The organism is Psychrobacter sp. TS_SC_6 (assembly GCF_056156305.1).
In genome coordinates, this window is sequence record NZ_CM149590.1 from 1,755,160 (window position 1) to 1,769,282 (window position 14,123).

Annotated in this window: 11 protein-coding genes; 3 read left to right on the forward strand and 8 right to left on the reverse strand. The window is 44.4% G+C overall.

Annotated elements, in window-relative coordinates:
- The first annotated feature begins 61 nt into the window (after positions 1-61).
- On the forward strand, positions 62-580 hold the full coding sequence (gene pal / locus AC0J5Y_RS07405; protein WP_475130112.1) for a peptidoglycan-associated lipoprotein Pal: 519 nt from the start codon (positions 62-64) through the stop codon (positions 578-580).
- A 114-nt stretch (positions 581-694) separates the two neighbouring features.
- The gene (locus tag AC0J5Y_RS07410; protein WP_475130114.1) at positions 695-1,402 is read left to right on the forward strand and encodes a 4'-phosphopantetheinyl transferase superfamily protein; all 708 of its coding nucleotides are present in this window, start codon (positions 695-697) and stop codon (positions 1,400-1,402) included.
- Positions 1,403-1,528: 126 nt separating this feature from the next.
- Here the strand turns inward: AC0J5Y_RS07410 and AC0J5Y_RS07415 are convergent, their stop codons facing one another.
- Entirely contained in the window at positions 1,529-2,386 is an 858-nt protein-coding gene (locus AC0J5Y_RS07415; RefSeq protein WP_475130115.1) for a hypothetical protein, read from the reverse strand.
- 644 nt (positions 2,387-3,030) lie between these two features.
- Here AC0J5Y_RS07415 and AC0J5Y_RS07420 point away from each other — a divergent pair.
- Complete coding sequence (locus tag AC0J5Y_RS07420) at positions 3,031-3,789, forward strand: IclR family transcriptional regulator (protein WP_475130117.1); 759 nt, start codon at positions 3,031-3,033, stop codon at positions 3,787-3,789.
- 85 nt (positions 3,790-3,874) lie between these two features.
- On the opposite strand, the gene mmsB is transcribed toward AC0J5Y_RS07420, so the two are convergent.
- From mmsB to AC0J5Y_RS07455, 7 genes are all read right to left on the reverse strand, one after another.
- Positions 3,875-4,744 (reverse strand): 3-hydroxyisobutyrate dehydrogenase, encoded by an 870-nt coding sequence (gene mmsB / locus AC0J5Y_RS07425; protein WP_475132122.1) that lies wholly within the window; start codon positions 4,742-4,744, stop codon positions 3,875-3,877.
- Positions 4,745-4,931: 187 nt separating this feature from the next.
- The gene (locus tag AC0J5Y_RS07430) at positions 4,932-6,176 is read right to left on the reverse strand and encodes an enoyl-CoA hydratase/isomerase family protein (RefSeq protein ID WP_475130118.1); all 1,245 of its coding nucleotides are present in this window, start codon (positions 6,174-6,176) and stop codon (positions 4,932-4,934) included.
- Between the two features lie 81 nt (positions 6,177-6,257).
- Positions 6,258-7,040 (reverse strand): enoyl-CoA hydratase, encoded by a 783-nt coding sequence (locus AC0J5Y_RS07435; protein WP_475130119.1) that lies wholly within the window; start codon positions 7,038-7,040, stop codon positions 6,258-6,260.
- Positions 7,041-7,085: 45 nt separating this feature from the next.
- Positions 7,086-8,246, reverse strand: coding sequence for an acyl-CoA dehydrogenase family protein (locus tag AC0J5Y_RS07440; protein WP_475130121.1), 1,161 nt, complete (start codon positions 8,244-8,246; stop codon positions 7,086-7,088).
- A 63-nt stretch (positions 8,247-8,309) separates the two neighbouring features.
- Complete coding sequence (locus tag AC0J5Y_RS07445; protein WP_475130122.1) at positions 8,310-9,794, reverse strand: CoA-acylating methylmalonate-semialdehyde dehydrogenase; 1,485 nt, start codon at positions 9,792-9,794, stop codon at positions 8,310-8,312.
- A gap of 299 nt (positions 9,795-10,093) precedes the next feature.
- Positions 10,094-12,139, reverse strand: coding sequence for a propionate--CoA ligase (locus AC0J5Y_RS07450; RefSeq protein WP_475130123.1), 2,046 nt, complete (start codon positions 12,137-12,139; stop codon positions 10,094-10,096).
- Between the two features lie 214 nt (positions 12,140-12,353).
- The gene (locus AC0J5Y_RS07455) at positions 12,354-14,024 is read right to left on the reverse strand and encodes a fatty acid--CoA ligase (RefSeq protein WP_475130124.1); all 1,671 of its coding nucleotides are present in this window, start codon (positions 14,022-14,024) and stop codon (positions 12,354-12,356) included.
- Positions 14,025-14,123 lie beyond the last annotated feature (99 nt).

The window sequence follows — 14,123 nt, forward strand, 5'->3', positions numbered from 1 at the left end:
AGTTTTATCGTAAGCAGTTTACAACAACAAATGCAATTCATTAAAATTTTTGGAGCTTATTATGTCAACCAGTTTTTCAAAAATCGCTGCCCTCGCTGTATTATCAAGCGCTGTTGTTCTAGCATCAGGTTGTGCCACCAAGCGCGCCACCTCTGAAGTGGTCGTGGCTCCACTAGGCATCCCAGGTGGTCAAGTTGGCTACAATGGTGCAGTTATCTTAGACAACTCAAACGCAGTCATCACTGGCGCTGAAAATATCCAAGCCGTTGTATACTTTGCCTTTGACAGCAGTGCGATCACTTCACAATCTGCGGGTGTCTTAAACCAACACGCTGGTCTGTTAAAATCTAATCCAAATGCAGGCGTGGTTATTGCGGGTCATACCGATGAGCGCGGTAGCCGTGAATATAACATCGCATTAGGTGAGCGCCGTGCAGCAGCAGCACGTGATTATCTTGCCGCTCAAGGCGTTGCAGCAAATAACATCCGTGTCATCAGCTATGGCGAAGAGCGTCCTGCGGCTGCCGGTACCAACGAAGATGCCTATGCCCAAAACCGCCGTGCTGAACTGTCTTACTAAGCATATAGCATAAGACATTATACGCATTTAAAAGCCCAACAAGCCTATTGTTGGGCTTTTTGTTAGGCTAAGATAAATCGCCTATAAACCATAAGTTTCTATAATACAAAGACTATGCAAAACTTAATGCTACACGATATTCTCTATACTCAGCTCGATCCCATAACAATGACGTGGTGTGCGACTGCTAAAGTGCGTGCTTCACATTGCGATATTAAAAAAACCACTACTTGTTTAGCTGCCCCTCACATTGCTTATAACCAACGCCAGCAGCAACGTGCAGGCGTAAGGCTATTATTGCAGGCATTGCTCAAAAGACTGGATATCGTCGATCGTTTAGATGAATCAAATTTTCCTTATCGACTCGCCCATAGCCAATATTATGTGTGTTTTAGCCATACCAATGGCAATATTAAAAATGCTACTCGAATAAAAAGTGATATAGAAAAATCAGACATACCATACGTTAAGGTCGCTGTCGTTATCAGTCGCCATCGTGCCTCGGGTATTGATATCGAAGTCAATGCCGTGAAATGGCTGGTAGCAAAGCGGTTCTATCATTCAAAGGAGTTGACTGTCTTGCAAGCAGTGCCAGTGATACAACGTAACTCTGCCATAAGATGGCTGTGGCAAATAAAAGAGAGCTTTATTAAGATACATCAATATACCCTCGCCCAAGGGTTAGGTATGGATTATTCCGCTTACATTCCTGAGTTAATCAAACCAATGACAGATACTCTGCATTTACCAACGATAATTAATGGGACAAGCGATTATCGTATTGCCGCTATTGCTTCCCAACAGACGGTCATCGTCTATTAAAAGATACAAAGCTCCGCTAGTCCATGAGACTGCTTGTCTTATTTTAGACATAAAAAAACGATCCTCAAGAGGATCGTTCCTTTGTACTTATCTTCTGTTAACAACAGTCTTTAAACGGTTGTTAAATTAGAAGCGGTAAGTCGCACCAACTTTAACGATTGGCATCCACTCTAACCAGTTTTTATCTTCTAAATCTTTTTCAGCTTGGTCTGCAGCGATATCAGCTGCAGGGTTAGTATTTCCAGCTACACGGTTGATAGTAGCATCAACTTTACCCATATATGCAGCACCTAGCTCGCCAAACAGACCAAAGTTATTGGTGATATTAGGACGGAAGCCAATAGTAGCATAAGGAGCTAGCTTGTTACGATGCTCGATAGTACCTTCTAGATTACCAACATTCTGACCACCGAAGTCTTCATCGTCAACTCTATCTGGAGCTGCACCAGTATAAAACTTCTGTGAATTAATTCTGTAGAAGCCTTCACCTTCAGCATTGGCGCGAACATCAATATCATTATCAGGAACGATAATACCAGCGCCCACAGTGAACCAGTTCGCCATAGGACGTAATTGTACGCCTAGGTACGGGTTGCTAAAATCAGTATCTACATCGTAGTTTACGTCGTTTGCATCAAAGTCACCGCCGAATAGATCAGCAGCATCGCCGCCTGCCCAACCAGCTTGGATTTCAGTTTTATCGTTTAAGCCCCAAGCGATGTTAGCACCATAACCTAAAGTACCAACTTCAGCACTGACCGCTGCTGGATGAGTAACAGTTTGGAAAAAAGTCTTAGTACCACCAACAACTGCGCCAGTGGTGTTACGTAACACACCAGCATCTGCTTGATAAGCAACCGCTACTGGCTCAGCTTCGTATACAACAGCTTCATTACCGTCAACAACGATAACTGGTTCAGCTGCAAGAGCAGCAGTTGAGGCTAAAACGGCAGCAGTGATTGCTGTTAATTGAATAAGTTTCATAATTACTCTCCTAAAGTATGAAATAACGCGCCCATAAAAAAATGAAAATCTAACTTTTTTTAAACAATCATTTTGATGCGAGGATTAAAACAATTTTGGCTCAAAAAGTCACCCCTAAAGACGCACTTTTTATTTACCATTATGTAAAGATTGCATAGATATTGTAATAATTACTACACCAGCCCGCAATACTTCGCCTTTTTGTTACACAATGCTCTTAAAGCCACCGCGCAGCCTACACATGATTATTGGAATGCTTAACGCTCATGTAAAGGTATTACAAAATATGTCTGCATGATGAAGCATCTTATGAAATAACGCAATAACAGTTATAGAGTTAATTACTACAGATTGTTGTACTTTGTGACTGAACGTATCTAGTATTGCTAAAAGAACCGAAAAATTCTCAGATAATTTTGTTATAAATCTGCGCAATGTAAACACGTTACTATATAATGAGAGGTAGGCTTGTCTAAGAGTTATATTGTGCTAAATTAGAGTCAGTAAGCCAATTACTGTATGCCTTTGTGCTTATTCATATTTAGCCTTATCTCCTTGATTGTTGTGCTCTATTTTTAGAGGCGAGTATATCCGTTATGATATAGCTACTTGCTTTGTTTTTTCATTCTTACTGAGTCATTTATATGCCTAAAGTATCGTCGATTACCCGTGTGTTAGAGATTATTGAGGCGGTATCTTATGCCTCAAAGCCGATTTCGCCACTAGAGCTATCGCAAGAGCTTGATATTCCGAAGCCAACCATCCATCGATTGATTCAAAATCTGGTTGATGAAGGGTTTGTGACAATTGATATTGGCGGCGGTATTATACCGGGCAAACGCGTACGCAATTTGGGTGTCGAGCTTTGGCAGCAGCGACTGTTCTTTAATGAGCGTCAAATGATTTTGCAAAAACTGGTCGATGAGCTAAAAGAAACCTGCGGTATCGGTGTCCCTTATCACATGAATATGATCTATACCAACCGCGCAAAAACGACCTTGCCGATACAGATTTATTTACCAGTGGGCGCCAAGTCGCCAATGTGGTGTACAGCGACGGGGAAACTGTATTTAAGTCAATTGCCGAGTGCAAGCCGCGAAAAAATACTACAAAATTTATCACTAGATAAGTTCACCAAAAACACCATCACTGATATCGACAAATTAAACGCTGAGCTTGATCGTATCGCTGCAACAGGCATAGGTATCGATAACGAAGAGTTTATCTCTGAGATGGTGGCAATCGCCGTACCGATACGGGATAGGAAGTCACGCTACCTTGCTTCGCTATACCTGCATGCACCGACCATACGAGTGTCTTTAGATGACCTCTTAACCCATGTGCCACGACTACAAAAAGCGGCGCAAGATATCCAGTCTTTGGTCTATGAGCTGCCAAGTTAAATGCCTTGATATAAACTAGAAATCAGTCAAAAAAAGGTCTGCACTATTACCATAATGCAGACCTTTTTTTGGTATTCTTGATAATTTAAGACAATACAGAGCTGTCGTGACGCGCCATAATGCTAGAAAAATCTCTATCACCATTCTCGATGGTATGCGCGGCATAAAGCTCAGTTGCTTTAGCACCCATTGGTGTCTCTACATGCGTATCCTGAGCGGTTTGCATGGCAAGGTTAAGATCCTTTTGCATCAGCTTACTCATAAAGCCGCCTTGATAGCCATTGCTCGATGGGACATTTTCCATCACTTGCGGGTATGGGTTGTAGACTTCTAGCGTCCAGTTACGACCGGAGCTTTGTAGCATGATATCTGATAGCACTTTTGGGTCGAGACCGTTTTTGACGCCCAGATTAATTGCCTCTGCCGTTCCTGCCATCAGAATTCCAAGCAGCATGTTATTACAGATTTTTGCTACTTGTCCTGCACCATGCTCGCCGGCATGAAAGATGTTTTTGCCCATTACGGCCAGTATCGGTTCAGCTTTGGCAAAGGCTGCATCGTCTCCCCCAACGATAAAGGTCAGTGTGCCCGCGATAGCGCCACCTGTACCGCCAGAGACTGGTGCATCTAAAAAGTCAATACCAAGCTTAGTTGCAGCTTCTGCCACTGCCCTTGCATCAGCTGCTGCTATGGTACTGCTATCAATCACCAAGGTACCTTTTGGTAAGTCTGCAAGTAGACCGTCAGAGCCACCTTCTCCTAGATAGACAGAATGGACGTGCTTGCCAGCAGGTAACATACTGATAATCACTTGGGCATTATTTGCCGCATCTTTTGGGCTATCAGCCACGCTAGCGCCTGCTTGTTGTAAGCGCGCGGTTGCCTCGGTAGACAAGTCATAAACCGATAGCGTATAACCTGCCTTTAGCAAGTTTTCTGCCATTGGACCGCCCATATTACCTAGTCCGATAAAGGCGACATTTGGCTTTGCTGTATTGTCATTACTATCAGTGGTAGCGTTATTACTTGAACCTGTATCCTTTGTAGCCATCTCATCACTCCTTGATGATTGATTATGCAATTGGTTTTAATTTTTTATTCAATCTAGCTAAGTTGTCTCAAATCAGATACTAAATATCTGATTAGCGAACAGCCTCATTACCCAATGCAGCAGCGCTAAGCCAATCGTCTAAAGGATGCTCGCCTTTGGCATATGGATTGGTAAAATGGTGCTGGATATAAGCTTGTCCCTCAGTGCTCAAACACTCAGCTAACGTGCGTGACCAGCTTGGTGTCCGATCCTTATCAATCAATAACGCTCGTACGCCTTCCTTAAAATCAGGATTAGCCGCACAATGTACAGCGACATTGGTCTCTAGATACAAGACTTGCTCTAGCGATAAATCCGTCACCTTATGATATAGCGCATAGGTTAATGCTGTAGTCACTGGGCAGCCATGTCGATAGGTTGCTACGGCTCGCTGTGCCCAACTGTCGGCAGCAAAATCTGCATCAAGTTGTGTAAGCGCCTCATCACTTTGTAATAGCGCATCAATATCACCCAAACCGCCACTGTTCATCAGCTGCTGGATAGCGCGCCAATGCTGTGCAAGCTTACTAGCAGGCAATTCAGCAACAGGCTGCGCTGCTAATGCCCGACTCACGATGCTATGAGCACTGTTATTGTTTTCTTTATTGTTCGCATCAGCTGCCGATTGCCAATCACTCTGTGTTAAGCGCTGCATGATGGCATCGTAGTCATTACTGGCAACCGCATACTCTGCTAAGTTGGTCAATAATGCATCGCTACTATTACACATTGCACCCGTTAGCCCTAAAAACAAGCCTGTTTTGGCTGGCATACGCTGCAAGAACCAACTACCAGAGGCATCAGGAAATAAGCCAATGGTAATTTCAGGCATGGCAAAACGGGTACGCTCAGTGACCAGTCGATGACTACAGCCTGCCATCAAACCCATACCGCCGCCCATAATGATGCCGTCACCCCAAAGAATGAGCGGCTTAGGGTAAAAGTGCATTTTTCGATAAAGGCTATACTCATGACCAAAAAAATCTGTCGCATAAGGATTTGGCATAGGCGCTGTTGCTGACATACTGTCATAAAGCTTGCGAATATCACCGCCTGCACAAAATGCTTTGTCGCCTGCGCCTTTTAATAGCAATGCTACTATTTGCTCATCACCTTGCCACTGCTCTAGTTGTTGCGATAACAACTGACACATCTCAACGCTAAGAGCATTAAGAGATTTGGGCATATTTAACGTCATTATCCCAATCAGGTGACCACAATCTGTCGGTTCGGTGCTGAATACTACCGGCGCGTCTGCTGTGCTTTTTTCTAATGCGCCTTCTATAGCTGTTGTCATAAAAGTGACCTAAAAAATGAAAAAGTGAGAAAGTATTATTTTGGTTAAAATAACTTTTGGTTAAAATAATTGAAGTATCGTTTACTTATTTTGCCAAACAGGCTTACGCTTCTCTAAGAAAGCTTGTACACCCTCGCGCTGATCTTTGGTATCGAATAATTTAACAAAGGCTTCACGCTCATGGATAAGGTTTTGCGCAGGCGGTGTGTCTCTTGCCGCTTGGATAAGCACTTTAGAATAACTGACGGCAACCGGTGATTGCTTAGCGACTTTCTGCGCCAACGCCTGAGCTGCTTGCAATCCCTCACCTTTCGCAGCGATCTCTTCTACTAAACCAATGCGTAGTGCAATCTGAGCATCGACGCGCTCGCCGCACAATATCATACGCTTTGCCCAGCCCTCGCCTACTAAAGCCGTTAGATTTTGCGTACCGCCGGCACACGGCAACAAACCAACGCCTGTCTCAGGTAATGCCATTTGGGCATGCTCTTCTGCGATACGGATATCACAAGCCAGCGCACACTCAAGACCACCGCCCATCGCGTAACCGTTGATAACCGCTATACTCACACCGCGATAAGCTGACAATGCCTCAAACGCTTCACCAAAGGCTATCGCCATACTGATCGCGCGACCTTTATCACCATCTGCAAAATTATTTAGATCAGCGCCCGCTGAAAAGAACTTTTCGCCATCGCCATGAACGATTAACGCATATACCTCATCATTGGCGTTAAGATCAGTGACCAGCTGCTTAAGCGCCCTGAGACTGTCCATCGTCCATGTATGAGCAGGTGGGTTGTTCAATGTTAGCGTTGCAATATGACCATCAATCGATAGTTTTAGGTTGGTATAATCCGTCATGATCAAACATCCTTATCATAAAATCGTTTTATTCATATAAATAGGTTAACGCAGTTGGCTCAATGCATCATCTTGTAATAGCTGGCGCGAAACAATCACGCGCATAATCTCATTAGTACCTTCCAAAATCTGATGCACGCGCAAATCTCGCACATGACGCTCAAGCGGATACTCATTGAGGTAGCCATAGCCACCATGCAGCTGCAGAGCTTCGTTAGCGACATCAAAACAAAGATCCGTCGACAAACGCTTTGCCATTGCGCAATAAGTAGAGGCTTGCGCATCCTTATTATCGACTTTACTGGCTGCTAAATACAGCATTTGTCGTGCAGTGATGGTTTGAGTCAGCATATCAGCAAGCTTAAATTGTACTGACTGTAAGCTTGCAATCGCGCTGCCAAACTGGCTGCGCTCTTGTACGTAATTGGTCGCTGTCTCAAGCGCCGCTTGCGCTGTTCCTACTGCACAGATACCGATATTAATCCGGCCGCCATCAAGCCCTTTCATTGCGATACGAAAGCCTTGACCTTCTTCGCCTATCAAATTTTCTACTGGCACTTTGACATCTTTAAAGCTAATCGTTCGTGTTGGCTGCGCTTTCCAGCCCATTTTATGCTCGTTTTTGCCATATTCGATACCAGCGCTGTCTGCATCAACCACGAATGCTGAAATCCCCTTTGGTCCTGCGCCGCCCGTACGTGCCATAACGACCAACACATCCGTTGAGCCTGCCCCTGAAATAAAGGTTTTTTCGCCGTTAAGGACATAATACTCGCCTTGCTTATCGGCTTTGGTACGTAATGATGCCGCATCAGAACCGGCATTAGGTTCCGTCAAACAATAACTGCCCAGCCATTCGCCGCTGACCATGTTGGGCAAATATTTCTTGCACAACGCATCGCTACCAAACTCACCGATCATCCAGCCTGCCATATTATGAATACTCATATAAGCAGCCACCGCAGTATCACCCCATGCTAGCTCTTCAAAAACCATGGCAGAATCTAAACGCGGTAGACCCAAGCCCTCATACTCAGGGTTGGTATATAACCCTAAAAATCCAAGCTCGCCTGATTTTTTGATGACATCTATTGGGAAATGCGAGGTGCGATCCCATTCAGCGGCATTGGGCTTAAGCTCTTTTTGGGCAAACTGTCTGGCGGTTTGGCGAAAGGCAATTTGGTCATCGGTTAATGAAAAATCCATGGGGTCATCCTTGTGCTGAATAGGGTATGTTAAATCGTCAGTGCAAATATAGGTGATTCAGCATTAAATTGAAATAGTCGTATTGACGCCGCGACTTGCTTCATCATCAAACCAGCGTGCTGTAACGGTCTTGGTTTGGGTATAAAACTGCACCGCTTGCTTACCATAAGGACCCAAATCACCAAGCTTACTAGCACGTGAGCCTGAAAACGAGAACATTGGTAGTGGCACAGGAATCGGCAAGTTAATACCGATTTGACCGACTTGGATATCTTGTTGGAACTTATGCGCGGCAGCCCCTGACTGAGTAAAAATAGCCGTACCATTACCATGCGGATTGGCATTCAGCAGCTCTATCGCTTCATCTAAGCTATTGGCACGCATGATACACAGGACGGGTCCAAAGATTTCTTCTTTATAAATTTGCATGTCGCTAGTGACGTTATCAAAGATAGTTGGACCAACGAAGTTACCGTTCTCATAACCCTCAACCGTAATGCCACGACCATCAAGTATCAAGCTCGCCCCTTCTTCCACTCCTGTGCCAATCAAATGCTCAACACGTGCTTTTGCTGCAGGAGATATTAGTGGTCCCAAATCTTTATCATGTTTACCGGCTGAGACAATCAAACCCTCTGCTTTGGCTTTGATGTCATCAATCCACTCACCAGCGGCACCGACGAGGACAACGACAGACAGCGCCATACAACGCTGACCAGCAGCGCCAAATGCGGCACCTGCTAGCTGATTAAGAGTCTGCTCTTTATTGGCATCTGGTAGGATAACGCCATGATTTTTTGCACCCATCATACACTGAGCGCGTTTACCTGATTGACTGGCACGCTCATAAACATGTTTACCAACGTTGGTCGAACCAACAAAAGAAACTGCTTTGATATCAGGATGGTCACAAATAGCGTCGACAGTAGCTTTGCCGCCATGTACGACGTTTAACACCCCTTCAGGTACGCCCGCTTCAACAGCAAGCTCAACCAAACGCATAGTCACCATTGGGTCTTGCTCAGAAGGTTTTAGGATAAAAGTATTACCCGTGGCAATCGCCATTGGGAACATCCACAGTGGAATCATCGCTGGGAAGTTAAACGGTGTGATACCTGCACAGACGCCCAGTGGCTGCCAAATACTATAAGTATCAACCCCAGACGCAACGTTTTCAACAAAGTCGCCAATCTGCAGGTTTGCAATCCCAGCAGCATGCTCAACCACTTCCAAACCACGGAACACATCACCGCGCGCATCAGCAATAGTCTTGCCCTGCTCTGCAGTCAAAATCTCTGCCAGTTCATCCATATGATCGCGAATCAATGCTTGATACTTCAAAAAGATACGCGCACGTGTGGTAATTGGCGTTTTGCGCCATGTTTGAAAAGCTTTTTGAGCGGCAGCGACTGCTTGGTTTATTTCATCATCAGTGGTTTGTGGGACTTTGGCGATAACTTCTTGAGTGGCAGGATCAGTAATATCAATCCATTCGTCAGTGGTTGATTGAACGAATTGACCGTTGATGAGCTGCTGAACGTGGTGCATAAGATATCCTTATCTTGTTTGTAAGACTGTCATTAGCTGACGTCTTAGAATTTTGAAGACTTTAAATTTAAAAACTTAGAATTCACCATTCTGTTATATAATTTTAAAATGATTTATTTTGTATCGTTATTGACTATAACAATAAAACAATTTTAGGGTCAAGCTCTTTATGCTGCTTTTAGTAAAGTTAATGCCCGATTTATCTATCATTATCCATAACCTATCAGCAACAATTAAAAAAGCCCATGAAAATTCATGAGCTTTTTTAGACAAAGACAATTTTAAAATGAGGACACGTCCTAGTAATCTTTCATAGATTGCTTGACCGCATCTATAGCAGTTGGATTATCGAGAGTAGACATATCGCCGGTTGGTTTATCCTCTGCTAACGCCCGAATGGCACGGCGCAATATCTTACCAGATCGCGTCTTTGGCAATGATTGCGGGAAATAAATCGCGGCAGGACGCGCGATACCGCCCAAGGATTTTACCACCGCGCCTATCACTTGCTGCTCAAGGCGAAAACGGTTTTCAGTCGTTGCCACCAGTTCATGATCTTTTAACACACAAAAAGCAATCGGCAGCTCGCCTTTTAGCTCATCTTGAATACCCACGACCGCACACTCTGCGACCTCTGCATGCGTACTGATCGCCTCTTCAATCTCTTGGGTGCCCAGTCTGTGACCGGCAACGTTGATGACATCATCGGTTCGACCAAGGATATGAAAATAACCATCTTCGTCAACGACGGCATAGTCTGATGTCGAATATTGATTGCTATCCGCTAAGCTAAAGTAGCTGTCAATAAAGCGCTTATCATTACCCCAAACCGTGGTCAAACAACCTGGCGGTAGAGGCGCGCGAATTGCCAGTAAGCCTTTTTCGCCTGCTTTACACGGCTCACCGGTTTCTTCATGGATAACCTGTGCATCGTAGCCATACATAGGATAGCCAGGTGAGCCTTGTTTGTGCGGTTTATCAGTAAATTTGGGCGTGTTACTCAAAATAGGCCAACCCGATTCTGTCTGCCAATAGTGGTCTAAAATCGGTACGCCTAAATGCTTGGTCAGCCAACTGGCAGTCGATTCATCTAGTGGCTCACCTGCCAAAAAGAAGGATTTGACGCTTGAGACATCATAGCGCGTCATCCATGTCTCATCTTGTTTTTTGAGCATACGCACACCGGTCGGCGCGGTGAACAAAATATTGACCTTGTTGGCTTCCACAATTCGCCACCAGATACCAGGGTTTGGTAGATGCGGTAAGCCTTCATACATAACACTGGTCATGCCAGCAAGCAATGGCGCATAGATGGTATAAGAATGCCCAACAGCCCAACCGATATCAGATATCGCCCAAAATGTCTCGCCTGCCTTACCATCATAGATATAGTCCATCGATGTGGTCAGTGCTACCGCATGACCGCCAGTATCACGCTGCACGCCTTTTGGTGTGCCCGTCGTACCAGAAGTATAAAGCAGATACGATGGCGTATTAGACTCGAGCCACACAGGCTCAACGATAGCATTGGCTTCACAGCTGATCCGGCGTTCAGTAGCATAGTCCACATCCAACTCTTTTACGTCAAACGGCAAGATACCACGATTGACCACCAATACATTCTCAGGTTTTATGGTCGCCTGCTCAATACCTTGATTGACAAGACTCTTATAATTTACGACTTTACCACCGCGCAAACCTGCATCTACCGTGATGACCATTTTTGCTTCTGCATCATCCATACGAATGGCTAAGTTATGGGCAGCAAAGCCGCCAAATACCACTGAATGCACCGCACCGATACGCGCACATGCGAGCATTGCATAAGCTGCCTCTAAAATCATCGGCATATAAATGATGACTCGATCGCCCTTCTCAATACCGTGACGCTTCAATACATCGGCAAAATAATTCACTTCTTTATAAAGGTCGTTATAAGTCAAACGGCGCTTGGTGTAATCGGTATAAAACTCAACGTTATTACCCAAGTTTTTAAAAGCATCGACCACAGCAGGATAGGTCTCTATCAGTTCTTGATTAATCTCTGATGACAGCCAAATAAAAGCATCCTGCTCTGCACGTTCTTCAAGATGACGATCGACACAGTTATAGCAAAGATTGGTTTCGCCGCCGACATACCATTTAGCAAATGGTAGATTGCTGTCATCAAGGATTTGCTCAGGCTCTTTATGCCAATAGATACGCTTGGCTTGCTCAGCCCAAAACTCTTCTTTATTTTCAATAGAAGACTGATAAATCTCAGCAAAGGTTTGATTCGTATTGAGTGCTTGAAATGTTGGGGCTGACGTTTGATTGGTCACTGCAGTGGCGGTTTGCACGCTCATAATAGCTGTCCTTAGCATAAATGATGGGTAATGCGATATAATTTTTCCGATAATATAAGACTGGCTATCCCGGCCAGCTATCCTTAATAAATCGAAAAAACCGATACACTACGTATCGATTTAGTGTGTATCGGTTTAAAATGTAGCAGAGCCAATCATAAAGGTCAACTATTAAGCCTGTTATCTGCTTAATAGTTGCACCACTTTAAAAAATCTATACTTCAGTCTGATTGGCATACATCTCACGCATCACTTTTTTATCGTGTTTACCAACAGAGGTTTTTGGTAGTTCATCGACAAACTTAAACTGATTAGGCACACCGTATTTCGGGATGATGCCGCGTGCCACTGCCTGCTCTGCCAGTGCTTTGATATCTTCAGCTTTGGTATCTTGGCAGTTTGGCTTGAGTACCACCAATGCAAGTGGACGCTCGCCCCATTGCTGATCACGCACCCCAATCACGGACACATCCGCCACGGCAGGATGCAGAGATAAAATCGTCTCAATCTCTAGTGAGGATATCCACTCACCGCCTGACTTAATAACATCTTTTAAGCGATCGGTGATTTTAATATAGCCATCAGGGCGTATATAGGCAATATCTTGGGTATGCAAATAGCCGTTTTCCCATAACTCCTTGCCAGCGTCATCATTTTTTAAATAGCTTTGGGTGAGCCAAGGGGCGCGCAATACCAGCTCGCCAGTATTATCCTGACCCCTACCGACTGGCTGATTGTTCTGATCCCACACTTGAGCATCTACCATAAGCACAGGTTTACCAGTCATACAGCGGCGGGCGATATCCTCTTCTTCACTCAGCTGCGGCTCATTAAGACTAAAATCCGTCAAACTAATCAAAGGCGCTGTCTCCGACATACCATAACCGGTATAGACTTCGATACCTTGCGCCATTGCCGCTTTTGCTAAGCCTTCCGTCAATCGTGAGCCACCAATAATCATTTTTAGACCATTGAAACTGGCACCACGGTCTTGCGCTTCTTTGAGTATCATTTGCAAAATAGTCGGTACACAGTGGGTGATGCTGACCTTTTCATTGATAATCAAATCCATCAACAAATCGGGCACATAACGTCCCGGATAAACTTGTTTTAGACCTGTCATAGTAGCTGTAAACGGAAAACCCCATGCATGAACGTGGAACATCGGGGTCATTGGCATATAGACATCACCGTAGCTGACGCCTTGCTTGTTTGGCAACATACCAATGGACGCCGCTTCGGTCAGCGTATGCAGTACCAACTGACGATGGCTAAAAAACACCCCTTTTGGATCGCCTGTCGTACCTGAGGTATAAAAAGTCGTGGCAATGGTATTTTCATCAAAATCTGGAAAATCAAAATGGTCATCAGCGGCATCAAGTAGCGCCTCATATTCACCTTTGACGCGGTCTTGATTGCCACCAAATACGCCTTCAAATGTCACGCCATTATCATCTAGCCAGATAATATGCTCAATGCTGGAGTTTTCAAACTGATAATCTTTGACCAACGGTGCAAATTCAGAGTTGAGTAGTAGGACTTTTGGCTTAGCATGATTGATGGTATAAAGGATTTTGTCAGGTGACAGACGGATATTGACAGTCTGCAAAATATACTCTGACATCGGCACCGCAAAGTAGGATTCAAGATAGCGATGACTGTCCCAATCCATCACAGCAACCACATCACCAGCATCAAGGTTTAAGCCGTCTAAAACATTCGCCAAACGATTGATACGGTTAAACAAGTCTTTATAAGTAAAACGTTTTTTATCTGCATAAACGATTTCTTGATCTTGTGATACGGTTTTGGCACGGTTTAACAACTGCTTAACCAATAGCGGAAAATCATAGGCAGATGGCGCACTGTGGTATATATTTGACATAGGTCTGACGTCCTTGTTTATAGTGTTTTTGAATGCAGATAAATATCGACTGACTGTTTACTTATCATGCTTATATTTTTATTAATCACCCATCGATAG